The following is a 26983-nucleotide window of genomic DNA, read 5'->3' on the forward strand; positions in this document are numbered from 1 at the left end:
TCCATCATGAGCATCCAACAGAATCTGGAACACATTCTCTCCCGCATCCGCTCCGCGGAACTCCGTGCCGGGCGTCCGGCGGGGTCCGCCCGCCTCGTCGCCGTCAGCAAAACCTTTCCTGCGGATGACGTGAAGGCGTGCTACGATGCGGGCCAGCGCATTTTCGGAGAAAACAGGGTTCAGGAGGCCCTGGGAAAAATCCCCGCACTTCCTCCGGATACGGAATGGCACCTCATCGGCCCCCTGCAGCGCAACAAGGTGCGCAAGGCCCTGGAACATTTCACGCTGATCCACGCTGTGGACTCCCTGCGCCTGGCGCAGTTCATGGACGCCGTAGCGCAGGAGACGGGCAAACGCCCCCGCATCCTGCTGGAAGTGAACGTAGGGGATGAAGACAGCAAATTCGGCTTTTCCCCGGAGACTCTGGAACGGGAATGGCCGGAGCTGGCCGCGCTGGACCACCTTGAAATAGCCGGCCTCATGTGCATCCCTCCCCCGGTGGAAAATCCGGACGAAGCGCGCCCTTATTTCCGCCGCCTCCGGGAGCTGAAGGAAACCCTGTCCGGCAAGGGGGGAGCCCCGCTGAGGGAGCTTTCCATGGGCATGAGCCATGACTTTGAAACGGCTGTGGAGGAGGGCGCCACCCTCGTCCGCGTGGGCACCGCCATTTTCGGCGGCCGCTCCTATGCTCCGGCCCCGTGATTTTAGTTGGACAGAAGGAAAAGCGGCGTGTACGTTTGTTCCGGAATAACGGAACGGCCCGGACGGAGCCTTGATTTCAACACCCCATGCTGACAGGAGGAAAAAACGTGATTCCGCATGCGGTGCGGGACGTAGCGGATGCCGCCGCGGCATTTTCCGCCCGCATTGGTCCGGACCGTCATTTTGACTCCCAGGAAAACGTGGAGGAAGCCCTGGCGGAATGCTGCTCTCCGCAGAACGTCACCGTGATCGGCATGACGGGTTCCGGCAAGTCTTCCACGCTGGATGCCCTGGCCGGAGAACGGTTCTGTTCCCGCGTTTCCAGCGAAGCCACACTGGTCCGCTGGCAGTACAGGCCCCACCCCGCGCCCCACACCCATGAATGGGTGCTGGACCTTTTTTACCCGTCGGACGCCCTGCTGAACCTTGAGTTCTGGGACACCATCGGCCTGGAACAGGAGGACGCCCCCCGGAAGCTGAAGCACATCGTCCCCAAATCGGACGCCATTCTTGTGGTCATTTCCGCCAGGGACGGCAACCAGCTCCCTTTATGGGACTACCTCCGGACGCTGGAGGAACGGCTCCATTCCCGCATGGTGCTCGTCATCACCCACGCGGAGCTGCTATCCTTTGACCAGCTCCAGTCCCTGAAAGAGGAATTGCGCTCCACCTCCCGCGAACGCCTGGGCGTGCAGCTTCCCCTGTACCCCGTCACGACCGCCGGGGAGCAGGCTGGGGAAGGCGTGGAAGCGCTGAGAACATGCGTGCAGGAGGTGCTGAAACGCAGCCCGCTGACGGACAAGCGCGTGGAACGCCTGCTGCTGGCTACGGACCGCCTGCTGGAAGAACAGGGAAAGGTGCTCAATGAACTGCACCGCCTTTCCAAGATGGATTCCGGCTTCCTGACCTCCATTGACCGGGAGATAGACCGCATCCAGCTCCAGATGGAGGATGAAATGCCCGCACGGCTCAAGGCGTACGCCCAGTACGTGCAGGACTGCGTGCCGCGGCTGGGGAAAAAATCGGCCCGGCAGATGGGGCGCTTCCTTTCCATCCGGCGCACGATGATCCTGCACAAGCTTCCTCCCGTCATTGACGAATGGTTTTATGAGCTGGTCAAGTCCGGCATTGAGGAACGGCACGCGTATTACAACAAGGAATTCCTGAACATCTGCCAGACGCACTGGAACCATGTGCGCCCCCGCGTGAAGGAACAGTGGGACTGCGACATAGGCGATTTTCCCGCCGCGCGGCTCCAGGCGGACCTGGAGGTGTACAAGGAGCGCCTGGGCCGTTCCATTTACATGCCCCTGAAGGATTTCGGCATCAAGCCGTGCCTCAGCAAGCTGTTTCTGGACCAGGAGGACGTGATGAGAACGGAAATCAAGCTGATGCTCATCCTGGTGATTCTGGGAGCCCTGCTGGGATGCTTCGGAGAACATGCGGCGGGGTTTGCCTGCGTAGCCGCGGCCCTGGCCGTCTGGGTGGGCGGCAACCTGGGACTGGCCTGGATGCAGTTCCGGCTGTCGCGCCAGATTGTAGCCGCGGCGGCGGAAATGCACATTGCCGTGGAATGCGGCCTGCGCACGCCCCTGTATGAAGCCATGGTCAGCGGCCTTTCCGATTACCGCAAACTGTACGCGGACATCCGCGGCCAGGTGGCCGGCGGCGTGGAACATCTCCAGCCCCTGCTGAATGCCCGCTACGACCTGTTCTATAAACTGACCGTGCAGAAACACCGGTTCCGCATCTAGCCCCCTTCCTTTTCGGCCGGAGACGCGGCTTCCTGTTCCCTGCCGCGGAAACGCACCCGCTTTCCATCAAGCATCACTCCGCGTCCGGCGTAATCACCATGTCCACATGCCTGTCATGGGCTTCCATGGGCAGGTCGTCCAGAAGCTGGCAGGGGAAGCAGACTCCCGCCAGGGAAACTCCCGCAGCCGGACCGGCCAGCAGGGTATCATAAAATCCGCCGCCGTACCCCAGCCGCTTGCCGTCCCGCGTAAACGCGGCTCCCGGCAGAACAATCAATTCCATTTCTCCCGCATGCAGTTCCGGGCAACCCGGGCCGGGTTCGCGAATGTCCCAGCAGCCCGTCACAAACTCCCCGTGATGGCATACACGGTGGAAGCTCAGCGTCCTTCCCTCATGCACCAGCGGGAAGTACCATTCCCGGTCCGGCAGCATGTCCAGCAGGGGCAGCAAATCCACTTCCCCCGGCCTGGCGGCAAAAACAGCCACGCGCCAGAAATTCTTTTCCCGTACCAGCGCCGCCACACGGCGGCAGATGGAACGGGACATGGCTTCCCGGGAGGCGGCGTCCAATCCGCCTATCCTTTCACGTATCATGCGGCGCACTTCCCGCTTGGAAGCCGCCGGACCGCTCACGGTTCCGGATTGGGGTGCTTTTCCTTCCATTCCAACAGGCTCTTTAAAAATACGCTTTCCAATGAGTTGCGCGGGTGTCCGGCTTCCAGCCATGCGGCGCGGCCGTCTTCCCGCACCAGCTCCTTCAACTGTTCCAGCAGCTCCGGGGAGGCGTGCTCCAGCAGGATTTCCTGCTTGTCGGAATCCCGTGTCAGCTCGTTCACGGAACCCTCCGCAATGAGCAGCCCTTTAAAGATGACGCCCACCCGGTCGCAAACCTCCTGAACCTGTTCCAGCAGGTGGGAGCACAGGAAAACGGTTAGGCCGCGCGCCTTCAGGTTCTCAATAATGTTCCGGATGTCGCGGGAACCGAGGGGGTCTACGCCGGCGGTCGGTTCGTCCAGCACCAGCAGGCGGGGGGACTGAACCAAGGCCTGCGCCATGCCGACGCGCTGGAGCATTCCCTTGGAATAACCGCCCAGCCGCCTGTCCGCCGCGTCGGCCAGCCCCACCAGGTCCAGCAGTTCACGGACTTTCTCTTTCAGGGATTTGCCGCTCAGGCCGCACAGCTTGCCGTAAAAGGAGACGGTTTCCGCCCCCGTCAGGAATTTGTAGAAGTAGGGGTTTTCCGGCAGGAAGCCCACCTCCTCCTTGCTGTCCGGGGACAGGCTGGATTTGCCGAAGATGGCGCATGAACCCTCCGTGGGCCTCACCAGCCCCAGCAGGGCCTTCATCAGGGTGGACTTGCCGGAGCCGTTCGGGCCAATGAGGCCGTATACCTCTCCCTGCCGGATGCTCATGTCTATCCCCCGCACGGCATGCACCACGGGCTTGCCAAGACCTGTCTTGAAGGTCTTGTGCAGGTTGACGATTTCAGCGGCGGCAGGCTGGTCCATAAGAACTCGGTCAATGCTTGATCTGCCCCAGGCGGCGCAGAAGAATCTGGCTCATGTCTATTCCCTTGGAGAACAAGTCCACCGGGAAGTTTTCATTGGGGGAGTGGATGCGCGCATCCGGCAGGCACATGCCCAGCATCAGGGCGTCCGCTCCCAGCACGCGCTTCATTTCCTCAATGATCGGGATGCTGCCGCCCTCCCTCACCAGCACGGGCTTGCGGCCAAAGGCCTCTTCCAGCGCCTGCTGGGCAGCCAGGCCGAACTCGGAATTCGGGTCGCACACGTAGGCGTTTCCGCCGTGGCCCCGCTTAAATTCCACCGTGACGCCCCTGGGGACATGGCTCTTCACATGTTCTTCCAGCAGCGTTTCAATCTTTTCCGGCTGCTGGCCGGGAACCAGGCGGCAGGAAATCTTGGCAAAGGCATGGCTGGGAATGATCGTCTTGCTTCCCTCTCCCTGGTAGCCGCCTCCGATGCCGTTGATTTCCAGCGTAGGACGGGCGAAAATGCATTCCGCCCCGGTGAAGCCCGATTCCGTCACCACGGTTTCCACGCCCGTCAGCTTCGCCAGCTCTTCATTGCTCATGCCGGGCACGGTGGCCCACATGCTGCGCTCCCACGTGGCGATGGGTTCCACGCCATCGTAAAAACCTCTCACGGCCACGCGGCCGTCCTCGTCATGGAAGGAAGTGATTATTTCCGCCAGGGCCGCAATGGGGTTGGCTACCGCGCCGCCGAACACGCCGGAATGAAGGTCCGCGGAAGGGCCCTTCACGATAATTTCCGCCCCGGCCAGGCCGCGCAGGCCATAGGAAAACGTCGGTGTGTCCGGAGCGGCCATCCCGGTATCGGAAACCACAATCACGTCGCAGGCCAGTTCGTCCCTGTGGTCCTTGATGAATTGGGAAAGACTGCCGCTGCCCACTTCCTCCTCCCCTTCCAGCAGGAAGATCACGTTCACCGGAAGGTGGCCGCCGTTCTGGCGGAGCAATTCCTCCACGCCCAGAATATGGGCGAACAACTGCCCCTTGTTATCCGTGGCGCCGCGGGCGTAAATCTTCCCGTCCCGCACTTCCGGTTCAAACGGGTCGGACTCCCACAGCTCAACCGGGTCCACGGGCTGCACATCATAATGGCCGTAAATCAGCACGGTTGGCTTGCCTTCCTCCCGCGGGCTGCGGGCCATCACAATGGGATGGAGGCGCGTCTTGTGGGCCGCGGCTTCCAGCCCCATGCCGGACAGCTTGTCCACCAGCCAGTCCGCGCAGTCGCTCACGTCCTGGGCGTGCTCCTTCTGGGCGGAAATGCTGGGGAATCTCAACAAGGTTGCCAATTGATCCAGTCTGTTCATGGCACCATCAGACCACGCCTGAGGCTTCAAATCAACCGGTAAAGTGTGGCATTCCGCGCCGGAACGGGCCTTTTTTCAAAAAAATGAGGCTTGCCCGCGGGTCTGGGAACAATATTTGATTGCCCTCGCGCGAGATTTGTTCCTTTATATAGGATTATGTTCAGCAAATCCAAAGTGAAGAAAGTGGATTTCGTCACCCTGTCCAAATTTTACGGCAAATACAAGGAAGCCCTCCAACTGGAGCTCATCAACAGCCCCGCCGGCCTCAGCCGCCACATTTGCGAACCCGCCCTCAACCGCCCCGGGCTGGCGATCGCCGGCTTTTACTCCTACTTTGCCAACAAGCGTATCCAGGTCTTCGGCTCCGCGGAGCTGGCCTACCTTCAAAAACTGCCGGAGGGCATGCGCAAATCCCGCATCCAGCGCATGTTCCGGTGCGAGGTCCCGGGCATCGTCTTCTCCCGTGACCAGGACCCGCCCCAGGAAATCGTGGAGCTGGCGGATGAGGCCGGCGTCTGCGTCTTCCGCACGAGCCTGGTGACCATGAAATTCGTCAACTCCGCCACCATCATTCTGGAAAACGAATTCGCGGAAAGCCTCACCCTGCACGGCTGCATGGTGGACGTGCGCGGCGTGGGCGTCCTCATCCGCGGCAAGAGCGGCGTGGGCAAGAGTGAAACGGCCCTGGGCCTGATTGAACGCGGGGCGGCCCTAGTGGCGGACGACATGGTGTACGTGCGCAACGTGGGCGGAGAACTGGTGGCCAGCGCGCCGGAGATGAGCCGCGGCTTCATGGAAGTGCGCGGGCTGGGCATCGTCAACATCACCACCCTCTTCGGCCTCAAATCCATCCGCCACAACAAGCGGCTGGACCTCATCGTCACCCTCATTCCCGCCAAGGACCAGGAAGCGCTGGACAGGCTGGGGCTGGAAAGGGAGGGCCTGGACGTTCTCGGGGAAAAAGTGCTCCACGTGCAGCTCTCCGTAGCCCCCGGCAGGGACATCGCCCGCCTGGTGGAAGTGGCCGCCATGGACTACCATCTCAAGGACATGGGCATCGACATGGCCGGGGAGTTCAACCGCCGCCTCATGTCAAACTTCCAGCCCCCTGAAAACCAGGACTGACAAAAAACTCTTGGAAAAAAACTTCAATTAGTGTACTTACCGTTCTAGCAACCGTTATCACCCCTTACTTCAAATTCCATGGTTACCAAGGAACTCACCATCATCAACAAACTCGGCATTCACGCGCGTCCGGCTGCTCAATTCGTCAAACTGGCCAGTAAATTTGATGCAGACATTGTCGTGGAGAAGGATGGCGAGGAAGTTGATGGAAAGAGTATTCTGGGCTTGATGATGCTGGCGGTAGGCCACGGCTCCAAGATCACCATCACGGCGGAAGGAAAGGATGAGCAGGAAGCGTTGAACGCGCTGGAAGACCTGATTTCCCGCAAGTTTGAAGAAGATTGAACACTCCGGCTCACGGCCATATGAGACCGGGCCATCAAGCCCGCAGATGATTCAGGAACCCATTTCCACGGAAGAAACCTGGCTTCAGGGCATTCCCGTTTCCCCCGGCATCGCCCTGGGCAAGATCAAAATTCAGATCAGCGGTTCCAAGGAACCCGTGGCGTATGAAATTTCCCCGGAGGAGGTGGATGCCGAATTGGTGCGCTTCCACCAGGCGCTGCAAACCACCGCGGATCAGATCCGGACGCTGCGTGAGCGCATGATCCAGATATCCGGGGAAAAGGACGCCTCCATCTTTGACGCCCACATCCTTCTTCTTCAGGACAAGGTCATCCTCCAGCAGGTTCAGACGGAGCTGCTCAAGCGCCTCCAGAACGTGGAGCACATCTTTTATGTGGTCATGCAGAACTACATGGAAGTCCTGCGCCGCGTGGACGACCCCTACCTGCGCGCCAAGACCGCGGACATGGAGGACGTCATGCAGCGGGTCATCAACAACCTCCGCAGCACGGAACCCCTGGAAGACGAGGAAGAGGCGGAGGAAGCCCAGGTGCTGGTGGCCTATGACCTGACCCCTTCCGACACGGCGGCCATGGACGCCAGCCTGATTCACGGCTTTGCCACGGAAATAGGCTCCTCCGTTTCCCACACCGCCATCCTCGCCCGCTCCATGGGCATTCCCGCCGTCGTTGGACTGGACCAGGCCCTCCTGCGGGTGGAAAGCCACGCCCCCGCCATCCTGGACGGCTACAAGGGAGTGCTCATCCTGAAGCCCACGCAGGAGACGGTGGAGTACTACAACCGCCTCCAGGTGGAAAAGGAAAAGGCCTACAAGGCGCTGGAAGCGCTGCGGGACCTGCCTACCATCACCAGGGACGGCCGCAACATCCGCCTTTCCGTCAACGTGGAATTCCCCCATGAATACTCCGGCATCAAGGAGGTGGGGGCGGAAGGCGTGGGACTCTTCCGCACGGAATTCTTCCTGCTGGGCAATCCAGCCGGCATGCCGGACGAGGAGGAACAGACACGCTACTACAAGAAGCTGGCGGAAGGCTGCGCGCCCCACGGCGTCATCTTCCGCACGCTGGACTCCGGCGGCGACAAGCTGCCGTGCGAACGGCTCTGTACGCCGGAACCTAATCCCTTCCTGGGCTGGCGCGGCATCCGCGTCTCCCTCAGCCGTCCGGAGCTTTTCAAGCAGCAGCTCCGCGCCATTCTCCGCGCCTGCGCGGACACGCCCGGCTGCGGCATCATGTTCCCGATGATCTCCGGCTATACGGAGGTGGTCACCGCCAAGCACATCCTTCAGGAATGCCGGGAGGAACTGGAAAAGAAAAACGTTCCCTACGCGCGGGACCTGAAGGTGGGCATCATGATTGAAGTGCCCAGCGCCGCCATCATGACGGACGTGCTCGCCCGGGAGGTGGACTTCTTCTCCGTAGGCACGAACGACCTCACGCAGTACACCATCGCCGTGGACAGGGTCAACAACCGCGTCGCCAACATGTTCCGCCCCACGCACCCCGCCGTGGTGCGCATCATCGGCATGACGATCACCGCCGGAGAACGGGAAAACGTCCCCACGGCCATCTGCGGGGAAATGGCGGGGGACATCACCCTGCTTCCCCTGCTGATCGGGTTGGGCGCCACCTCCATGTCCGTGGGCGTGCATCTGGTCCCCATCATCCGGTACGCCATCCGCAACCTGGACTACGGCCAGTGCCGGGACATGGCGCAGAAGGCGCTTCAGGCGCCCAACAGCAGGACCATCGTGGACCTGAGCACGGCTCTGGCACGGAAATCCTATCCGGCCCTGTTTGAATAAGGCCTTCCCTTCCGGCGCATGCCGTACCGGAAAAAACGGCTCTTATCCCCGGCAAACTGCCGCGGGAACACGAATCCTTGACAGAATAGCCCGTTTCATGCGTTATATGAGTACTGGTCTTTTTATCATGAAAACTTTCCGCATTGCATTTTCTCTCATCCCGTTCCTGCTGGGAAGCGCCCTGTCCGCTTCCGCAGCACCCTCAAACGCGCCCCGCGCGGAAGCCCAGAAGCGCCCCAACATCATCCTTTTCCTGGTGGACGACATGGGCTGGCAGGATACATCCCTGCCCTTCTGGAGGGAAGCGGACGGCACGCCCAAGCCCACCTTCCTGAACAAGCGCTACCGCACGCCCAACATGGAGGCCCTGGGCAAGCAGGGCATGGTCTTCACGAACGCCTATGCGCAGCCCATCTGTTCCCCCAGCCGGTGCAGCCTCATCTCCGGCATGAACTCCGCCCGGCACCGCGTCACCAACTGGACGCTCCTGCGGGACCAGACCACGGATGCCGGCCACAAGGCGCTCAAAGCTCCTGCGGACTGGAGCATCAACGGCGTGCAGCCGCTGGGCACCAAATCTTCCGGCACCACCCTTCTCCCCCTGACGGAAGAGAAAATCCAGTACAAGATGGAAAAGCCCTTTACCCCGGTGCTGGGGCTGCCCGCCCTGCTCAAAAAACAGGGCTATACCACCATCCACTGCGGGAAGGCCCACTTTGGCTCCAAAAATACCCCGGGGGCCAATCCCAAACTCTTCGGCTTTGACTACAACATCGCCGGCACGGAAATCGGCGGCCCGGCGGACTACCGGGGCTCCCAGAAATACGGCACGGGTAACTTCCACGTCCGCGGCCTGGATGAGAACAACTATTATGAAAACGACGTCTTCCTGACAGAGGCCCTGACGCAGGAGGTGCTGAAACGCCTGGACGCCATCAGGAACAACCCCAAGGAGGCGGACAAGCCCTTCTACCTGTACATGTCCCATTACGCCATCCACGCCCCCTTCGACATGCGCGGCTATGACAAGCGCTTTGCGGAAGACTACTCCAACCCGAACGACGGCCACAACTGGTCCGATAACGAAAAACGCTACTCCGCCCTGATCCAGGGGATGGACAAGAGCCTGGGCGACATCCGGCAGTACCTGGAAAAGAACAATCTGGATAAAAACACCGTCATCATCTTCATGGCGGACAACGGCGGCCTCGCCATCAGCGGGCGCATGGGCAACAAGGAATCCAACTACCCGCTGAGCTTCGGCAAGGGCTCCAACCGGGAAGGCGGCATCCGGGAGCCGATGATCGTTTACTGGCCCGGAGTCACCAAGCCGGAAAGCGTCTGCACCACTCCCGTCATCATTGAAGACTTCTTCCCGACCATTCTGGAAATGGCGGGAGCCAAAAAAATCCAGGCTCCGCAGGTCGTGGATGGCAAAAGCTTCGTCACCCTGCTGAAGGGCGGCAAAATGAACCCCAACCGCCCCCTGCTCTTCCATACGCCCAACGTCTGGGGGGAGGGGAACGGCAACAACTCGCTTTATTCCCCCAGCACGGCCATGCGCCAGGGGGACTGGAAGCTGATTTACTGGCACCCCACCCAGAAGTTCGAACTCTTCAACATCAAGGAAGACATCAGCGAGGAGCACAACCTGGCGGAACGGCATCCGGACCGCGTGAAAGCCATGGCAAAAACCATGACCGCCCTGCTCAAGGACCGCAAGGCCCAGATGCCCACCTACAAGAAAGACAACCCCGCCGGAGCCCGGGAAGGCTCCCCCGTGCCGTGGCCGGACCAGGCGGCGGCCAGGCTGTAAAGGCATCTCCACCCCTCCCCGGAAAGCCGCATTATTCCCTTTTCTTTTAAGGAAACAGGGAGTATGGTGCGGCTTTCCTGTTTTTATTCCCTTTCTCCATTCTCTTTACAATATCATGAAAAACCTTCTTTCCATCGAACAGCTTACCGGAGACGAAATCAAGGACCTGCTCGCGCTGGGCCACAAGCTCAAGGCGGAACGCGGCCATCACGAACGCCTGCCCCTGAAAGGCCAGACCTGGGCGCTTATTTTCTCCAAATCCTCCACCCGCACCCGCGTTTCCTTTGAAGTGGGCATCAGCGAACTGGGCGGACGCCCCATGTTCCTTTCCGTCCATGACATCCAGCTCGGGCGCGGAGAACCCATCAAGGACACGGCCCGCGTGCTGGGCCGCATGATCCACGGGGCCGCCATCCGGACTTACGGCCAGCAGGAAGTGGAGGAATTCGCCGGCTTCTCCGGCATTCCCACCATCAATGCCCTGACGGACGAGGAACACCCCTGCCAGATCCTGGCGGACCTGCTCACCATTGAGGAAATCTACGGCCCCGGCTCCTGGAAGGACATGAAGATCGCCTTCGTGGGGGATGGGGACAACAACATGTCCCGCTCCTGGATGTGGGCGGCCAAGAGGTTGGGCTTCACCCTCGCCATCGGCGCCCCGACCAACTACCTGCCCCTGGAGGACTTCCGCAGGCACCTGGACTGCGAGAACGTCATCTTCACCACGGACCCCGTGGAAGCCGTGAAGGGAGCCTCCGTCATCAACACGGACGTCTGGCTCTCCATGGGCCAGGAAGCGGAAGGCCTGTCCAAGGAAAAACACTTCTACCCCTACCAGGTGAACAGGGAGCTGCTGGAACACGCCGCCCCCAACCACTCCGCCTTCCACTGCCTGCCCGCCTACCGCGGCAAGGAAATCACGGAAGACGTGCTGGAACACTTCGCCCCCGTCATCTTCCGTGAAGCGGAAAACAGGGTCCACGCCCAGAAAGCCGTTCTCGCCACGCTGGCGGACGCCAACCGGGCATAACCGGCCTTTCCCACCAAATCCGAGCCATGAACTACGAAGAACGCCTGCAAGACCTGCTGGATGAACTGGACCTGTTCCAGGACTGGACGGAACGCTACGAATACATCATCAGCCTGGGCAAGAAGCTTCCAAAGCTGGACGAAGCCCACAAGACGGAGGACTCCCTCATCAAGGGCTGCCAGTCCCGCGTGTGGCTGTACACGGAGCCGGACAAGGGCGTGCTGAAGCTCTACGCGGACAGCGACTCCCTCATCACCAAGGGCCTCATTGCCGTCTTCATCCGGCTGCTCTCCGGCCTCCCCCCGGAAGAAATCCTGAAAGCGGACATGTCCAAGCTGGACAGGACCGGCCTGAAGGACCATCTGGCGCCCACCAGGGCGAACGCCCTCAACTCCATGGCCGCCCAGATCAAGCAGGCCGCCATGAACATGGTGGAACACCATTGATTTTTCCGGTACGATGACCCACGGCCTTCTCCCGCATCTCTTCCTTCTCTCCGCAGCCTGCTGCGCGTGCCTCTCATGCAGCAGCTCTTCCAGGGACATCACTATCCGCAGCGTCCCTTCCGGGGCCAGCCTGCGCGTGAACGGAGACTATGCGGGGCAGGCACCCGTCACGCTCTCCCTGAACAGGCACAAGCCCGTGCACGTGGCGGCGGACAAGCCCGGCTTCCTTTCCACGGAAAAAACCTTTTATCCGGAGATGACCACGCAGGGGGCCATCCTGTGGGGCCGCAACAACGAAAAGTCAAAAGACTTCAAGACGGACACCCTGACCATTCGCCTGAAAAAGGCGGACTCCGGAGCGCCGCCCCTGAGGGAACTGCCCGCACAGTGGTAACGGCCTCCCGGCCATGCCTCTCCCCGGGCACGGCTCCATTCCTTCCCTGACGCGCGCGGCACGTGCCGCGCGCCCCCTTTGGGTCCTCTCCGCGTCCGGCCTTGATACGCCGGTTTTTCGCGGTAATGGCTATCCTTCCTCCTGCCCCAGGTGCCGGGCCATGACGGCGGAACCCACCCTTTTCAGGACCAGGGCCGTACGCGGCAGCAGGTACAGGGAAAGATTCCCGTCTTCATCCGTAAAATGCGGCATGGAATCGTCCTGCCTTCCAAAGCCGCCGAAGCGGGCGCCGTCCGTATCCAGCACGACCCTCCATTCCCCCTTCTGGGGAGCGGGCAGCACGTAATCCATGATCGCCCTGTCTCCGGACCAGTTGAACACAAACAGCAGGCCGCCGCGGTGGAACGCCATGACCTGGTTGTTTTCGTCAATATTCAGCGGGAACGGCGGCGGATTGTTCAGCAGCCGTGCGTCCAGGGCCAGGCGGACCATGGCCTGGTCAAAGGCATTCAGGAACTTGAACCTGAGGGACGGATTATCCACCAGGGACCACTGGCGGCGGCAGTGCTCGTAAGACCAGCCGTTGCCTTCACGCGGAAAATCAATCCATTCCGGATGCCCGAACTCGTTGCCCATGAAATTCAGCCAGCCTTCCCCCCCGGTAGCCAGCGTCACCAGGCGGATCATCTTGTGCAGCGCCATGCCGCGGTCAACAACAAGGCTCTGCTGGTCCACGGCCATCTTCCAGTACATCTCCGCATCCATCAGGCGGAACGCCAGGGTCTTGTCCCCCACCAGGGCCTGGTCATGGCTCTCGCAGTAAGCCACGTGCGGCTCGCCGTAACGCCTGTTGGTCAGCGTATGCCACATGTCGCCCATGCTCCATTCCTCGTCCTTCTTCTCCTTGAGCAGCTTGATCCAGTAATCGGGAATGCCCATGGCCAGCCGATGGGAAAAGCCCAGGCCCCCTTCATCCACCGGGCGGCACAGCCCCGGCATGCCGGACATGTCCTCCGCAATCGCGACGGCGCCCGGTCTTACCCGCTGGATCAGCGTGGAGGCCAGCTGCAAATAAGCCACGGCGTCCAGGTCCACGGACGGCCCGAAGTACGCGCCCAAATCCCCGAACGGCTCGTGGCCCCGGTGGAAATACAGCATGGACGTCACGCCGTCAAAGCGGAACCCGTCAAAGCGGAACTCCTCCAGCCACCAGCGGACATTGGACAGCAGGAACTCAATCACCTCGTCCCGCCCATAGTCAAAGCAGCAGGAATCCCAGTCCGGATGATGGCCGCGCTCCCCGGGCAGGAAATACATGCCTCCGGAACCGTCAAAATTATTCAGACCTTCCGCCTCATTCTTCACGGCATGGGAATGCACCACATCCAGCAGCACGGCGATGTTCAGGCCGTGCGCCTGGTCAATCAGGTACTTCAGATCCTCCGGCGTGCCGAAACGGGAGGAAGGAGCGAAAAAGGAGGAAACGTGATAGCCGAAGGAGCCATAATAGGGATGCTCCTGGACGGCCATCAACTGGACGGTATTGTAGCCCAGTTTGGAAATGCGGGGGAGAACTTCATCCGCAAACTCCCGGTACGTATGCACGCGCTGCTCTTCCCCGCCCATGCCCACATGCGCCTCGTAAACGAACGGCACCTCTATCCGGGAAGGGTCAAAGCCGTTGTTCCTCCATTCATAGGGGTGCTCCGGCATCCATATCTCCCCGGCAAAATCATAAGTGGCGGGGTCCTGCACGGCCCTGGTGATCCACGCGGGAATACGGTCCTTCCCCGTGCCGTCCGCGCCGATCACGTGCACCTTCACCTTCTGCCCGTGGGCCAGCGCGTCAGGCGGCAGCGTTATCTCCCACACGCCGCGCTCATTCCGCACCAGCGGGTGGCTCTCCCGGTCCCAGCCGTTGAAATCCCCCGCCAGGAACAGTCCGCGGGCGGCGGGCGCCCATTCCCGGTACGTCCATGCCCCCGTCTCCGGATCACGGTTGAAGCCGTAATAGCGGTACCCCTGCGCATACCCCTCTAGAGAGCCGGAACGCTGGCTGATCCTTTTCATTTTCAGGTCAAACAAACGCTGGCGGTCGCGTATCTGGCGGGAATACGGCTGGAGCCAGCCGTCCGCCATCACCAAACCGGGAATCGGGGGTCTTCTCATTATCCGATGATACTCCGCCCCAATCAGCAGGGTCAAGGAGAAAGACGTTCTTCCGGCCCTCCCCGCGCATGGCCTGCGTCCGCAGCGTCAGGAACACCTCCTTTCCGGAGAATACGGCGCGGCGGAACGCCGGAACCACGCACCTCCTCCCATGCGCCCCTAGTCACATTCCGGCAAACGCCCGGTATCCCGCATGTACAGCATCCTGAGCAGCACTTCCTTGGAAATCCGGTTCAGGTCAAAATGCACAGGCGGAGAATCAGGAAGGACACCCCAGTCTCCATATTGCCCGTATAAAACCATTTCAGGCACCCGGGGCCCGGGAAAAGTCTTTCCTTCAAACAGGACGCTGGACAGGGGAAACATCCATTCATGACGGAAGGAATGGCGGCACGGTCCGGCAAAGGGAATTTCAAAACCCAGGCAGACGTTTCCATCCTCCACAGGCTCCTTCCCTTCCATCACCAACTCATCCCTGATCTTCATTTTATCCTCATAAGAACACAGCGTTTGGTAACGGCGCGACGTGTTAGCTTCATAATCAATCAGCTTAGAAGCCTTGTAATTACGCAGCAGCCATTCCCGCTCCTCCGGATCATCCGGAGACCAGGAGCCGGGAGCAACATCGTACGGGAAAATGTCCACATTGCACAAGGTGCCCGGCAGCCCAATCTGGATAAACGGCTCCAGGCTGACGGAAAAGCCGCGGGAACCAAACAACTCGGCAGCGCCCGCCCTCAGTCGTTCATAGTCGCTTCGCAGCATGGAAATATCCAGATCATCATCCCAGGGAATAAACCCCTTATGCCTGACCGCCCCCAGAAGGGTCCCGAAATCCAGCCAGTACTGGTAGCCGTTTTCTTCAAGAATACTGCCCACCTCCTTCAAAAAAAATGCCATGGCCTGCTGCACAACCCTCAGCACGCCGGACGCCGCCGGAACTTCCTCCGCCCGGACGGTGGACTTCACCAGCTTTCTCATCTGTGCATGCTCATTTTCCTTCCCCACCCTGAACCGGGCGCAGGGAATGCCGAACAACCTGATGGTACGCTTCTTTCTATCCGTGATTGAAGAAAGCACCGTCAGGCCGCAGCAGCGTACTTCCGTCACCCACAGATGTTTATTTTTCATTAGCTTTCCGGTTCTTCCGGCAGTGATGAACGAAGGCAATCTCATGGTGGGCAAATCTAGGCAGTGAATACGGGAAAATATCAATCTTTCCGTAAGCGAACAACGGCGGAGTTCCTGAAACGGACCTTATCCACCGGATACCATAAGTCAATGAAAAACAATGCGGCTTTTTAATGAAAAACAACCATTTCCGTATATTAAAACCATTTTCTCCAAGATGCAGCTTTTGAAAAAAATCCTCAATTCTCTTTTCCCCAACTTCCATAGCATGCGGATTGATCATCCGTTAAACGGATCGCCATCTCCATTTGAAGTTAAATCAATGAAAAGCGGGAAAATAGGGAAGGAAAATGAATTACGTACTTTTCCTTTTTCACCAATGTACTTTCCATTAACATGTTTTTGCAGAAATTTTTACTTTGACGGCGGATGATCAATCCGTTAAACATTGTTCTTGGTTCTTTTTAAGTTCTGAAGACAAATTAGAGTATTTATGCAGGCGATCATTTTAGCGGCCGGAATGGGAAAAAGACTGGGGCATCTCACCCAGGACAACACCAAATGCATGATTCAAGTGAACGGGGTAACGCTGATTGAGCGAATGCTGAGGCAACTGGACAACCTTTCCCCTTCCCTGGAAAAAATCGTCGTCGTCACGGGATACAAGGGAGCAAAACTTAAATCCTTCATCTCTCTTCTGGACATTTCCACGCCCGTGGAATACGTGGACAATCCCCTTTATGCCGCCACCAATAACATTTATTCCCTTTACCTGGCCAAGGAGCACCTGCTTCAGGACGATACGCTGCTCTTTGAATCCGACCTGATTTTTGAAGACTCCGTCATTGACGCCCTGCTCCACCATCCCTACCCCAGCCTGGCCCTCGTCGCCAAATTTGAAAGCTGGATGGACGGCACTGTCGTCACGCTGGATGAAGACGACAACATCAAGCAATTCATTCCCGGCAGCAAATTCTCCTATAAGAAAAAAACGGAATACTTCAAGACCGTCAACATTTACAAATTCAACAGGGATTTCTCCCGTACCCACTACGTCCCCTTCCTCACCGCTTACAGCAAAGCCCTGGGCAACAACGAATATTACGAGCAGGTGCTGCGGGTCATCGCCCTGCTGGACAAACCGGAAATCAAGGCCCTGCGTCTCGGCAGCGAAGCATGGTATGAAATAGACGACATCCAGGATCTGGACATAGCGGCTTCCATGTTCACACCAGACCGGGAGGAACACCTGCGCCTGATGGAGTCCCGGTACGGCGGCTACTGGCGCTACCCACGCATCAGGGATTTCTGCTACCTGGTCAATCCATACTTCCCCAACAAGCGCCTCATGTCCGAACTCAAGGCGAACTTTGAGCACCTGGTGCGGGAATACCCGTCCGGCATGAGGGTCAACAGCCTGCTGGCCGCAAAATACTTCGGCGTCAGCCAGGAATACATCTGCATCGGCAATGGCGCGGCGGAACTCATCAAGGCGCTCATGTCCCGCATGGAAGGGAAAATGGGCGTCGTCTACCCCACCTTTGAGGAATATCCCAACCGGGCGGCCCCGGATATGGTGGTGCCCTTCCATCCCGCTTCCTGGAATTTCAGCTACACGGCGGACGACCTGATGGAATTCTTTTCCGGCAAGGACATCAGCACCCTGCTCCTTGTCAATCCGGGCAATCCTTCCGGCTTCTTCCTCCCGAAGGCCGACGTGCTGCGCCTCTGCCTGTGGACGAAGGAGCGCGGCATTCGCCTGATCGTGGATGAATCCTTTGTGGATTTCTCTGAAGGCATGCCGGACAACACGTTGCTCCGGGACACCCTCCTTGAGGAGTACCCCCATTTGGCGGTGGTTAAAAGCATTTCAAAGTCCTACGGCGTTCCAGGCCTCCGCCTGGGGGTTCTGGCCTCTGCAGACAAAAAGCTGATTGCATGGATAAAAAAGGACGTTTCCATCTGGAACATTAATTCCATTGCCGAATTTTACATGCAGATCTTCGGGAAATATGAACAATCCTACGTGCGCGCATGCCGCCGGTTCATGGAGGAAAGAGACCGCTTCATGCAGGAACTCTCCCGCGTTCCCTTCCTGAACGTCCTCCCCTCCCAGGCCAACTACTTCATGTGCGAGGTAATGCCGCCCATGAAAGCCCGTACCCTCACGGGCCTCCTGTTGAAAAACCACTCCATCCTGATCAAGGATTGCAGCCGGAAAAAGGGCTTTGAGGGTAGGGAATTCATCCGCATCGCCGTCAGGAACAAGGCAGATAACGACGCCCTGGTACGCGCCATGCACGAGATATGTTCAATGCGTTCAAACTAGTCATTAACACCCTTTTCCCAAACGCCGCTTTTACCTTACTCCTCCTACTATGCTGACAATTCCTCACGAAATTATTTCCTCCCTCAATATTTCTCCTCGGCAGGCACTCCAATGGGTAAAAGAGTCCTTCCGTATCAAGGATGAAGAAACTGTCTTCCTTCCCCATAAAATAAGCATCGCCTTTGAAGAAGGAAAATTCATGAATACGATGCCCTGCATCGTCCCCGGCCTGAACGCCATGGGGGTAAAAATTGTAACACGTTATCCGGAACGTACCAAAACCATTAATGGGGAAATACTCCTTTATGATTATCATACCGGAGAGCTTCTGGCTCTTATGGACGCCTTTTGGGTCACGAACGCCCGTACCGGAGCAGTGGCCGCCCTCGCCCTTCAAACATTCGCCAGACAGGATTTCCAGACAATTTCCCTGATGGGGTTGGGAAATACGGCCCGCGCCACCATGGCATGTATTCTGGCATTATATCCTGAGAAAAACTTTACGGTGCGTCTTCTTTCCTACAAAACGCATGTTTCCCAATTCATTGAAGAATTCCAATGCCATAGCAACGTCCGTTTTGAAGAAGTGGAAAACATCAATAGTCTCATTGATGGAACAGACGCCGTTATTTCCTGCATTACTAATGCGGAGGGCCTCCTTGCCGAAAATAGCTGTTTCAAACCAGGCATTACTGTTATCCCCGTACATACAAAGGGGTTCCAGAATTGTGATTTGTTTTTCGACAAGGTATTTGCCGATGATCGTGACCATGTTAAGAATTTCCGGCACTTTGAGTGCTTTCGTCAATTTGGGGAAATAGCTCCGGTGCTGGCCGGAAAAGCAGCGGGAAGAACTTCCCCGGAAGAACGCATCCTCAGCTATAATATCGGGCTGGGACTCCACGATATCGTCTTCGCCAAGCACATTTATGACCGCCTGATCAATATTGAGGAGCAGAAGGAAAAATCCCCCTCCTTTCACTTCCGGCAAACGGCATGCCTGCCCTGATCAGCTGATTTCATCAACATATTCCCCTCGCCTGAAGCGGGAGGTAACGTCAGCCATGAAGATGGAATCCCCACGGGTCAAAAGACGGTTGTCATGAAGACAGCCGTGAATCAGGCGCAAAAACGCGGCCAGCTCATAGCGAAGGCCGTCGCCCTCAAACCTGATAAAATATTTCCTGTTCTGCCGGGGGTCTTCAAAACGCACCTCAAACATCTCCGTCTTCCACCACGGGGAGGGCACGTAAATATAGCCGCGCGTTCCCGTGACGCACAGGTCCCCCTCCCGCTTGGCTCCGATGGCGACCGTGGCGGAGGCTGCCGCATTGGGATAAAGGAAATCCGCCCGCGTAAAAAGGTCCACGCCCGTTTCCGGCTTCCTGCAAGTCGTGAAGCGGATGCGGCGGCTTTCCGTCCCCAGCAGCTTTCCGATGACGAAAACGGGATAAGCCCCCAGCTCCGTCCACGCCCCCCCGGCCTGCATGGGATCGAACTCCCTGCTTGAATCATCCTCAATCAATTTGGTGAACGCGGCGTCCACCGCCTTGATGGAACCGATAACTCCGCTTTCCGCCACGCCTATCAACTGCTGGAAAGCCGGGAAAAAAGCCGTTTTCAGCGCTTCCAGTAAAACGCATCCCCTCTCCGCGGCCAGCAGGAACAGCTCTTCCACCTCTTCCCGGGAAAGGGCAAGCGGCTTTTCGCACAGCACATGCTTTCCTTTCAGGAGGGCTCTTTTGACCAGTTCATAATGCAGATGATGCGGAACGGCCACGTAAACGGCATGGACCTTGTCCAGGAACCGTTCATACTCCGTGTAATATTCCAGCAGTTCATACGATTCCGCAAACCGGCGCACCTTCTCCTCGTCGCGTCCGTAAACGGCCGTTATTTCAATGCCGCTGACGTACTTGGACTCCTGGAGAAAACGGCCCGCTATGCGCCCGTGGCCGGCAATTCCCATGTGGACAATGAAATTCCGGGCGGAACGGAGGTCGGTTGAAGAAACGCCCTTCGTGCGCTCCAGGTAAACCACCTCGCAATGTTCGCGCAGATAATCGAACTTGCCCGTCCAGTCGGAACCGATCACGAAAATATCCGCCCCATACTTCTGGATGTCGTGCAGCTTCTGCCCTTCCAGCTCCTCCGTGATAATAAGGTCCGCCAATCCGGTTTTCCGGACATTTTCCACGCGTTCCTCCAGGCTTTCCAGCACATTCAGCTTGCCCCGGCTCTGGTCGTAGCTGTCTGTGGTCACGCCGACGATGAGGCGGTCCCCCAGCGCCCGGGCTCTTTTCAGAAGATTGACGTGCCCCGTATGAAGCAGGTCGAAAGTGCCGTAGGTGATAACCGTTTTCATGACTGGGACATGTCAATCTGCTTTCCGTAGACGTCAATGAAACGGTTCACCGCCGTCTCAAAGGGGACATGTTCCATCATGTGCTTTACGGAAGGGTGCTTGAACTGGATGCGGTCTGGATAGGACAGGTAATCGCCATAAAAAAATTGCAGGTACTGGCGCGCATGGTTGGGCACGGAGAATTTCATCCCCTCAAACTCCATGGACCCCAGGGGAAAGAACGTCTCATAGGGCAGATGAGTGTTTTTCGTAAATGTGATGGCTGGGGAAAGGAAAATTCCGGGGGTGTCCTCCTCCGCCGCCGGGTCCTTGCCTTCCAGAATCTCCCGGCGGATTTTCTGCTGGATCTGGTCATCGGTCATGTTCATCCGGCCATCCACCAGAACCACGTCTTTTTTAAACGCAGTAAGCCGCCTGTCCAGGCTGCCGTGCTGTTCCGGGGACACGAGGCTTTCCGAATAAAAATGATAAGGGTATACGTCAATGTTGAGAGGAGTGCCCTCATACCCTATTTGCAGGAAGGCATGCCTTTTCCAGGTAAAACCTTCCTCCCGCGGAAAGAGGGAGGGCAGCAGTTCCAGAAGGCGGTCGTACTCCGGCCTCATCATGCTTGCGTCCAGATCATCGTCCCACGGAATAAAGCCCCTGTGCCGCACCGCGCCCAGCAACGTTCCGTAATCCAGCCAGTACCGGAGGCCGTTTTCCCGGCACTTCCGCGCAAAAAGAGCCAGCAAAACGGTATTGCCTTCCTGAAGCAGCCTCAGTTTGCCCGTAGCCGGAGGAACCTGGGAAACGGGATGGTTGTAAATGAGAAGATTGCGGATATCTTCCAGCTTTGACGCCAAAGATTCGTTTCTTCTTCTCCTGAAACCATTCATAAACCGATTGATGATTTTCCGCCCATAATAAGGGAGCTTACAGAGAACCATATATTTTATATGGTTTAATTCCATCATATTCAATCAGTTTTAAAAAATTCAAACCATCCGCCGAAATCGAACGGCCTTTAATCATTGAAGAGGAATCAGTATAATGCAACCTTTCAGCTATGCAACGTTTATTATATTGATTTTCATCAATAAAAAGCTTCTTTCACTCTGGCTAGAAGCTTGAAAATACAACTTTTACCTGAAAAGAAAAAAAGAGGGAAGCTTTCCTGAAATTCTTTTTTCCTTTTTCTGGAACGCATTAAAAAATACTGGAGCAACCGCTCCGTGAAAAATAACAGGCCGCATGAACAAAGACACTCCGCCAGCCGGGAAAAACCATGCGCTGCCGGTCAGCTACACAGCCCTAACCAGGCAAACTTTCCATAGCAAATGCCGCTACTTCAGCACGGGGTTATTTACAGCTTGTCCAGGGCGGAACGGCCGTAAGCCGTGTTGGGATACCTGTCCGCGGCTTCCTCCCAGTATTTCCGGGCCTTGTCCGGATTGTTGAGCTGGGAATCGTAAATCACTCCTATCTTGTACAGGAACAGGGCCCGGTCCTCCTTGCGCCATCTTCTGGATTCCAGGCCTTCCTGAAGGACTTCAACGGAATCCGCATACCGGCGCATATCGTTCAGCAGGCTGGATTCCATGAGCCAGGAACGCACCAGCCCCGAATTTTCCTTCCGGTAGCGTTCCAGCAGTTCCAGGGCTCCCTGCGGATCCCCGGAATTCAGCATGCGCCGGGCGGCGTCCACCAGCACTTCCTCATCCGTGGTGATGTTGGAGGAATACAGCGTCTTGGTCACCAGATCGCCCATCACGGGCAGCAGGTACTTGACCACGAGCCACACTTCAAAGGCAATCACCGGAATCAGGACGACCAGGGATTGCAGCGGGGAAAGGGGAATAGCCTGCGCCAGGAACGCAAAGAGGCCCAGGGGAAGCAGCACCAGCAGCAGCCGTATAAACGTGCGCCGGGCCAGCAGCAGAATCATTTTCAACATGACGGGATTGTTCAAGGGAGTTAGAGGCCGTCCGGGCGGCTCCGGAGAAAAAGGAACGCCTCCGCGGCCCCGCCCGGAGGAAAGGGCCGCGGAGGCTTCCGTTTAAAAGCGGTAAACGGCTTCCACGCCCACGCGGATGCGGAAGTCCTCAATCGTGCTCATGCCGGTGTAGCGGCGGATTTCGGAACGGGTGTTTCCGGCCCAGTCCAGCTGGATGAAGGGAATGACGCGGAACCCGCGGCTGGCATCCACGCCCGTTACGCGCACGGGAGCCGCCAGCTTGATGTTCACCTGGTCAAATCCGGCCACGCCGGAGCCCCAGTAGCTGGAAGAATAGCCGGTTCCGGCGCTCAATTCCAGGTCCACCTTCTCATGAATCAGGCCGCTCCAGCGCTTGCCCGCGTTCAGGTCGATACGCCAGCCAATCATGCCGTAAAAGCCGTACTGCACGTCCAGGGAGCCAAAATAGCCGTGGCCCGGATCGTCATACGCCAGGCCTGCCGTCACGGACTGAGCCACGGAATGGGGGGCCTTCCCCATGTACTTGCTCAAATAGCCCGGCAGGCCGCCGTAATTGAATTCGTACCCCCCCCGGAAAGACAGGTTGGGGAACAGCTCCTTGACGGCCTTCCAGTTGGCGTCAAAGGCATCCTTGTCGCTCAGCAGGCCGTCGCAGAAGGCCATGTATTCCGCGCCGATTTCCTGCTTCCAGTCCCGGGCCAGGTTGAGATTCAGCTCACCGCCGATGTTGAACACGCCGCTGCGGTTCAGCAGGGAGGATGCCACCACGTCCTTGTAGGCATACCGGGAATCATAACCGATGTGGGCCGCGCCGCTGACCGTATCATTGTAGGAACTTGCGGGACGGGGGTCATAACCGTATCCGTCATAGGCGCCGGCGGAAACCGCGGCCAGGGCTGAGGCCGCCATGAACAGGGCTGTTGCTTTCATAGTAAGCTTATCTTAATCATTTCAACCCCGCCAACGCAAGCAGAATCCCGGAACGGCACGGAGAAACGGACCTTGGCGGCAGCAGCGGGAAAATCCCTTGAAAAAAGACAGGGTCTTTCTTGTAAAGAATCCCTTTCCTCCTATGATGGGGCAGTGATGGACTGGAACGCTGATTTGTACGAAAACAAGCATGATTTTGTCGCGGAATATGGCAGGGACCTGCTCTCCCACGTGCCGGAAAACCCCGGCCAGGCCATTCTGGACCTGGGCTGCGGAACCGGCACGCTGACGCACGCCCTGCTGGAAAAATCGACCTCCGTCGTCGGGCTGGACGCCTCCCCGGAAATGATTGGAAAGGCACGGCAGCTTTATCCCGGCATGGACTTCCGCGTGCTGGACGCCTGCCTCATGCCCTGGAACAACTGGTTTGACGTCATTTTTTCCAATGCCGCCTTCCATTGGATACCGGACCACGGGGCTCTTTTGAAAGCCGTCTCCCGCGTCCTGAAACCGCAGGGAAAACTGATCTGCGAATTTGGGGGCCACCGCAACATCCTCCGCATCAGGGAGGCCTTCCGGCCCAGCCTGGAGCGGATGAACCTCCCGTACAAGACACGTTTTTACTTCCCCACCGTGGAAGAATACCGCAGCATGCTGGAACAGGCAGGACTGCGCCCGGAAGTGGTGATGGACTTTGACCGCCCCACGCCGCTGAAGGACGGGCCGGACGGCTTGCGCAACTGGGCGCGCCAGTTCTTCTGGGCGGACCTGAAGTGCCTCCACGAAAAACGGCGCGTCCGGATTTTCGAGGAAATGGAAAAGGCCCTGCGGGACGAGCTGTGGGACGGCACCCAATGGGTGGCGGACTACCGGCGCATCCGGGTGATCGCTTCCAAATAAGCCGAAGGCCCCCACAGGGGAAAAGGCGCGCGGGCGTGCCGGATACGCTGATAATGCTTGAGCCTCCAACGGGCATTTTGTACAAAAGCCGCCAATGAGTACGTTCACTCCTTTTGAAGAAAAGATGGAGTCCGCCGGCGTTCCGGCCGCAGCCGTCAAAGCTTTCTCCCGCTGTTACGAAGCTCTCGTCTCCAACCACTCCGGCATGATTCCGGAAATGGACATCCAGCCCGCCGACCAGGTGGAGGACTGGCAGGACATCACGGCCTCCACCCCCGCGGCGGACAAGGACCTGATCTCCCAGTGCGTGTGCATCAAGCTCAACGGCGGCCTCGGCACGAGCATGGGCCTCCAGAAGGCGAAAAGCCTGCTGAAGGTAAAGGGTGAGGATACGTTCCTGGACTTGATCGTCCGGCAGGTGAAGCACCTGCGCTCCATCTCCGGCACGCCCGTGCGCCTTCTGCTGATGAACTCCTTCTCCACCAGCGCGGATACGCTGGCCTACCTGGAGAAATACGCGTCTGACGGCTTTGCGGACCCCGCCCAGGTGGAGCTGATGCAGAACCGCGTTCCCAAAATCCTGGCGGACGGGCTCGCCCCGGCCAGTTGCCCGGAACAGCCGGAACTGGAATGGTGCCCGCCCGGCCACGGTGACCTGTACCCGGCGCTGCTGGGCTCCGGCTGGCTGGACCGCCTGCTGGCGGACGGCGTCAAATACGCCTTCGTCTCCAACTCCGACAATCTGGGCGCACAGCTTGACATGAACTTCCTGCGCTGGTTTGCGGAGAGCGGCGCCCCCTTCGTCATGGAAGTCACCCGCCGCACGGAGGCGGACAAGAAAGGCGGCCACCTGGCCGTCAGGAAGGCGGACGGCCACTTGATCCTGCGGGAAGTTGCCCAGTGCCCGGATGCGGACATTCCCGAATTCCAGAACATCTCCAAGCACCGCTATTTCAATACCAACACGCTCTGGATACGCCTGGACGCCCTCAAGGAAATCCTGGACGCCAACGGCGGCGTGCTCCCTCTGCCCATGATCCGGAACAGCAAGACGCTCAACCCCCGCGACCCGGAATCCGCCCCGGTGTACCAGCTGGAAACGGCCATGGGCGCGGGCATCGAGTGCTTCCCCGGCGCAAGGGCCGTCAACGTTCCGCGTTCCCGGTTCTTCCCCGTCAAGACCACGTCCGACCTGCTCCTGCTGCGTTCGGACGCCATCGCCGTGGATGAAGACGGCAAGGTGGCCCTGGCTCCGGAACGGGAAGGAAAAACTCCCGTTGTGGACCTGGACTCCAAGCTGTACAAGCTGGTGGACTCCCTGGACAGCCTGGGCCTGCCTTCCCTGATCGGGCTGGACAAGCTGACCCTGCGCGGCCGCTTCCACTTCCAGGACGGAGCCGTTCTCCAGGGCACGCTGCTGATGGAAAACGATTCCGAAGAAACGAAGGAAATCCTCCCGGGCGTTTATGCCGGAGCCTGAACTCCATTCTTCCGCCTCCGCCCCCCGCCCGGTCAAAGCCGGGCTGGGCGTGGAGGACATCCGGCACATTCCCGCCCGGGAAAGGGAGCTGCGCTTCACCCGCAACCGCGCGGGCTCCGTCCTGCTGGCGGCGGGATTCCTGCTGATCGCCACCGCCGCCTTCCTCCAGCTCACGGGTTACGATACGATCACCCCGTACCTGCCCGCCCCCCTGTGGGCCATGCAGGCTGCGGCGCTTGTTCCCGCCGTCCTCTGCCTGATTGCGGGGAGCCGCTGCCTGAAGCACGCGGCCGTCATCGTCACCCCGGTAGGCGTGGAAATCCTGCCCTTCCTGCGGGCGCGCCGCGCCATGCAATGGTGCTTCTGGCAGCAGATACGTTCTGCGGACCGGAAAGGCGGACGCCTGAACCTCCGCCTGACGGACGGCTCAACCGTCGCGGTCAGCCTGCGCTCCATGACAGCCGCCAGCCGGGAAATGCTGGTCCATGCGGTCCGGCAGCGCGTCAACACCCTGCAATGCTCCGGTTATGGTAAGGCCTGAAAAACTGGCCGCTCTCCAGGAGCGGATGGAAGCCCTGGGCATCCGTGAACAGGATCTGGAGGAAAGCTTTGTCCGCGGAAGCGGGCGCGGCGGCCAGAAGGTGAATAAAACCAACAACTGCGTTTATCTCAAACATATCCCCACGGGAATCGCCGTCAAATGCCACGTGGACAGGTCCCGCGAGCTCAACCGCTTTCTGGCGCGCAGGGAACTGTGCGACGCGGTGGAACAAATGCAAACGGGCCGATGCGCCGCGAGAGCCCGCGTCATCCAGCGCATGCGCCGGCAGAGGGACCGTAGAAGACGCAGGCGTTCCAGTCCTCCGGCTCCCTCTCCGGACAACGAATAACGGCTCCAAAAGCCGCTAGGAACGCGGGAAAACCTCCCGGTACTTCTCCTTCAGCATGGCGAATACATTGTGGGGGACATAGCGGCTCACCTGGCTTTCCCAGCCTTCCGGGCCAATCAGCCCCTTGATCATGCTGGAGGACAGTTCCGCCGTATCCCGCGGAGGCATCAGGAACACCGTGCAGACCTTGGGAGCCATGTCCGCATTAATATGGCGCATCACGCGTTCATATTCATAATCCTGCGTGGAACGGATGCCGCGCAGCATGAACGTGGCCCCGTGTTCGTTGGCAAAATCCACCAGAAAGCGGTTGTGGAACTCGGCAATGCGCACGTCCGGCATGTCGGAAAGCGCCACCCGCAGCATGGTCATGCGTTCCTCATGGGAAAACGTGTAGTGCTTGTCCGGATTGTCGCCTATGGCCACAATCAGCTCATCAAACATCCTCGCCCCCTGCTTGATCATCCATAAGTGACCATTGGTCAGAGGGTCAAAACTACCGGCATACACGGCGATGCGCTTCATTCGTGCC

Annotated in this window: 25 protein-coding genes; 15 read left to right on the top strand and 10 right to left on the bottom strand. The window is 58.7% G+C overall.

Features of this window, described 5'->3' with window-relative positions; all coding sequences use genetic code 11:
- Window positions 1-6: 6 nt before the first annotated feature.
- Together HJW02_RS11395 and HJW02_RS11400 are read left to right on the top strand one after the other, a co-directional pair.
- On the top strand, window positions 7-702 hold the full coding sequence (locus HJW02_RS11395) for a YggS family pyridoxal phosphate-dependent enzyme (RefSeq protein ID WP_022398063.1): 696 nt from the start codon (window positions 7-9) through the stop codon (window positions 700-702).
- Window positions 703-788: 86 nt separating this feature from the next.
- Entirely contained in the window at window positions 789-2456 is a 1668-nt protein-coding gene (locus HJW02_RS11400; protein WP_022398064.1) for a GTPase domain-containing protein, read from the top strand.
- Window positions 2457-2529: 73 nt separating this feature from the next.
- Here HJW02_RS11400 and HJW02_RS11405 read toward each other — a convergent pair whose 3' ends face one another.
- From HJW02_RS11405 to HJW02_RS11415, 3 genes are read right to left on the bottom strand one after another with little or no spacing between them, the layout of a single operon-like run.
- Window positions 2530-3090, bottom strand: coding sequence for a 5-formyltetrahydrofolate cyclo-ligase (locus HJW02_RS11405; RefSeq protein ID WP_180971052.1), 561 nt, complete (start codon window positions 3088-3090; stop codon window positions 2530-2532).
- Complete coding sequence (locus HJW02_RS11410) at window positions 3087-3965, bottom strand: ABC transporter ATP-binding protein (protein WP_102721722.1); 879 nt, start codon at window positions 3963-3965, stop codon at window positions 3087-3089. The genes HJW02_RS11405 and HJW02_RS11410 overlap by 4 nt, the downstream gene beginning before the upstream one ends.
- Window positions 3966-3975: 10 nt before the next feature.
- Window positions 3976-5316: a dipeptidase gene (locus HJW02_RS11415; RefSeq protein ID WP_022398067.1), complete on the bottom strand. Its 1341-nt coding sequence runs from the start codon at window positions 5314-5316 to the stop codon at window positions 3976-3978.
- Between the two features lie 156 nt (window positions 5317-5472).
- On the opposite strand from HJW02_RS11415, the gene hprK reads away from it, so the two are divergent.
- The 7 genes from hprK (at window position 5473) to HJW02_RS11450 (ending at window position 12300) form a co-directional block, all read left to right on the top strand.
- Window positions 5473-6441 carry an HPr(Ser) kinase/phosphatase gene (gene hprK, locus HJW02_RS11420; RefSeq protein WP_022398068.1) on the top strand — a complete coding sequence of 323 codons (969 nt, stop codon included), beginning with the start codon at window positions 5473-5475 and terminating at the stop codon, window positions 6439-6441.
- Between the two features lie 78 nt (window positions 6442-6519).
- Window positions 6520-6786, top strand: coding sequence for an HPr family phosphocarrier protein (locus tag HJW02_RS11425; RefSeq protein ID WP_022197994.1), 267 nt, complete (start codon window positions 6520-6522; stop codon window positions 6784-6786).
- Between the two features lie 46 nt (window positions 6787-6832).
- Complete coding sequence (ptsP, locus tag HJW02_RS11430) at window positions 6833-8611, top strand: phosphoenolpyruvate--protein phosphotransferase (RefSeq protein WP_022398069.1); 1779 nt, start codon at window positions 6833-6835, stop codon at window positions 8609-8611.
- A 127-nt stretch (window positions 8612-8738) separates the two neighbouring features.
- Window positions 8739-10427 (top strand): sulfatase, encoded by a 1689-nt coding sequence (locus tag HJW02_RS11435; RefSeq protein ID WP_102721723.1) that lies wholly within the window; start codon window positions 8739-8741, stop codon window positions 10425-10427.
- A 115-nt stretch (window positions 10428-10542) separates the two neighbouring features.
- Window positions 10543-11460: an ornithine carbamoyltransferase gene (gene argF, locus HJW02_RS11440; RefSeq protein WP_102721724.1), complete on the top strand. Its 918-nt coding sequence runs from the start codon at window positions 10543-10545 to the stop codon at window positions 11458-11460.
- A gap of 26 nt (window positions 11461-11486) precedes the next feature.
- Window positions 11487-11906, top strand: a complete 420-nt coding sequence (locus HJW02_RS11445) for a SufE family protein (RefSeq protein WP_022398072.1) — start codon at window positions 11487-11489, stop codon at window positions 11904-11906.
- A 13-nt stretch (window positions 11907-11919) separates the two neighbouring features.
- Window positions 11920-12300 carry a PEGA domain-containing protein gene (locus HJW02_RS11450; RefSeq protein WP_022398073.1) on the top strand — a complete coding sequence of 127 codons (381 nt, stop codon included), beginning with the start codon at window positions 11920-11922 and terminating at the stop codon, window positions 12298-12300.
- 129 nt (window positions 12301-12429) lie between these two features.
- On the opposite strand, the gene HJW02_RS11455 is transcribed toward HJW02_RS11450, so the two are convergent.
- Both HJW02_RS11455 and HJW02_RS14065 read right to left on the bottom strand, forming a co-directional pair.
- Window positions 12430-14469, bottom strand: a complete 2040-nt coding sequence (locus HJW02_RS11455) for an alpha amylase C-terminal domain-containing protein (protein ID WP_102721725.1) — start codon at window positions 14467-14469, stop codon at window positions 12430-12432.
- A 159-nt stretch (window positions 14470-14628) separates the two neighbouring features.
- Window positions 14629-15600 (bottom strand): LicD family protein, encoded by a 972-nt coding sequence (locus tag HJW02_RS14065; protein WP_275539831.1) that lies wholly within the window; start codon window positions 15598-15600, stop codon window positions 14629-14631.
- Between the two features lie 493 nt (window positions 15601-16093).
- On the opposite strand from HJW02_RS14065, the gene HJW02_RS11465 reads away from it, so the two are divergent.
- Together HJW02_RS11465 and HJW02_RS11470 are read left to right on the top strand one after the other, a co-directional pair.
- Window positions 16094-17929, top strand: coding sequence for an aminotransferase class I/II-fold pyridoxal phosphate-dependent enzyme (locus HJW02_RS11465; protein WP_022398077.1), 1836 nt, complete (start codon window positions 16094-16096; stop codon window positions 17927-17929).
- A 49-nt stretch (window positions 17930-17978) separates the two neighbouring features.
- Window positions 17979-18938, top strand: a complete 960-nt coding sequence (locus HJW02_RS11470) for an ornithine cyclodeaminase (protein WP_102721726.1) — start codon at window positions 17979-17981, stop codon at window positions 18936-18938.
- Here the strand turns inward: HJW02_RS11470 and HJW02_RS11475 are convergent, their stop codons facing one another.
- The 4 genes from HJW02_RS11475 to HJW02_RS11490 all read right to left on the bottom strand — a co-directional run bounded on the left by HJW02_RS11475 (window position 18939) and on the right by HJW02_RS11490 (window position 23181).
- A complete protein-coding gene (locus HJW02_RS11475) occupies window positions 18939-20294 on the bottom strand; it encodes a Gfo/Idh/MocA family oxidoreductase (protein ID WP_102721727.1) in 1356 nt (451 codons plus the stop codon).
- Window positions 20291-21172 (bottom strand): LicD family protein, encoded by an 882-nt coding sequence (locus tag HJW02_RS11480; protein WP_180971802.1) that lies wholly within the window; start codon window positions 21170-21172, stop codon window positions 20291-20293. The genes HJW02_RS11475 and HJW02_RS11480 overlap by 4 nt, the downstream gene beginning before the upstream one ends.
- A gap of 467 nt (window positions 21173-21639) precedes the next feature.
- Window positions 21640-22230 carry a tetratricopeptide repeat protein gene (locus tag HJW02_RS11485; protein ID WP_102721729.1) on the bottom strand — a complete coding sequence of 197 codons (591 nt, stop codon included), beginning with the start codon at window positions 22228-22230 and terminating at the stop codon, window positions 21640-21642.
- A gap of 102 nt (window positions 22231-22332) precedes the next feature.
- Window positions 22333-23181 carry a hypothetical protein gene (locus HJW02_RS11490; RefSeq protein WP_102721730.1) on the bottom strand — a complete coding sequence of 283 codons (849 nt, stop codon included), beginning with the start codon at window positions 23179-23181 and terminating at the stop codon, window positions 22333-22335.
- 156 nt (window positions 23182-23337) lie between these two features.
- Here HJW02_RS11490 and HJW02_RS11495 point away from each other — a divergent pair, with 156 nt between their 5' ends.
- The 4 genes from HJW02_RS11495 (at window position 23338) to HJW02_RS11510 (ending at window position 26451) form a co-directional block, all read left to right on the top strand.
- Window positions 23338-24081, top strand: a complete 744-nt coding sequence (locus HJW02_RS11495; protein ID WP_102721731.1) for a methyltransferase domain-containing protein — start codon at window positions 23338-23340, stop codon at window positions 24079-24081.
- 94 nt (window positions 24082-24175) lie between these two features.
- A complete protein-coding gene (locus HJW02_RS11500) occupies window positions 24176-25561 on the top strand; it encodes a UTP--glucose-1-phosphate uridylyltransferase (RefSeq protein WP_102721732.1) in 1386 nt (461 codons plus the stop codon).
- On the top strand, window positions 25548-26102 hold the full coding sequence (locus HJW02_RS11505) for a hypothetical protein (RefSeq protein WP_102728404.1): 555 nt from the start codon (window positions 25548-25550) through the stop codon (window positions 26100-26102). Before HJW02_RS11500 ends, HJW02_RS11505 begins: the two co-directional genes overlap by 14 nt.
- Window positions 26089-26451, top strand: a complete 363-nt coding sequence (locus HJW02_RS11510; protein ID WP_102721734.1) for a peptide chain release factor-like protein — start codon at window positions 26089-26091, stop codon at window positions 26449-26451. Before HJW02_RS11505 ends, HJW02_RS11510 begins: the two co-directional genes overlap by 14 nt.
- A 15-nt stretch (window positions 26452-26466) precedes the next feature.
- Here HJW02_RS11510 and coaD read toward each other — a convergent pair whose 3' ends face one another.
- Complete coding sequence (gene coaD / locus HJW02_RS11515; protein WP_102721836.1) at window positions 26467-26976, bottom strand: pantetheine-phosphate adenylyltransferase; 510 nt, start codon at window positions 26974-26976, stop codon at window positions 26467-26469.
- Between the last annotated feature and the right edge of the window lie 7 nt (window positions 26977-26983).

The organism is Akkermansia sp. GGCC_0220, assembly GCF_017566105.1.
Taxonomy (GTDB): Bacteria; Verrucomicrobiota; Verrucomicrobiia; order Verrucomicrobiales; family Akkermansiaceae; genus Akkermansia; species Akkermansia massiliensis.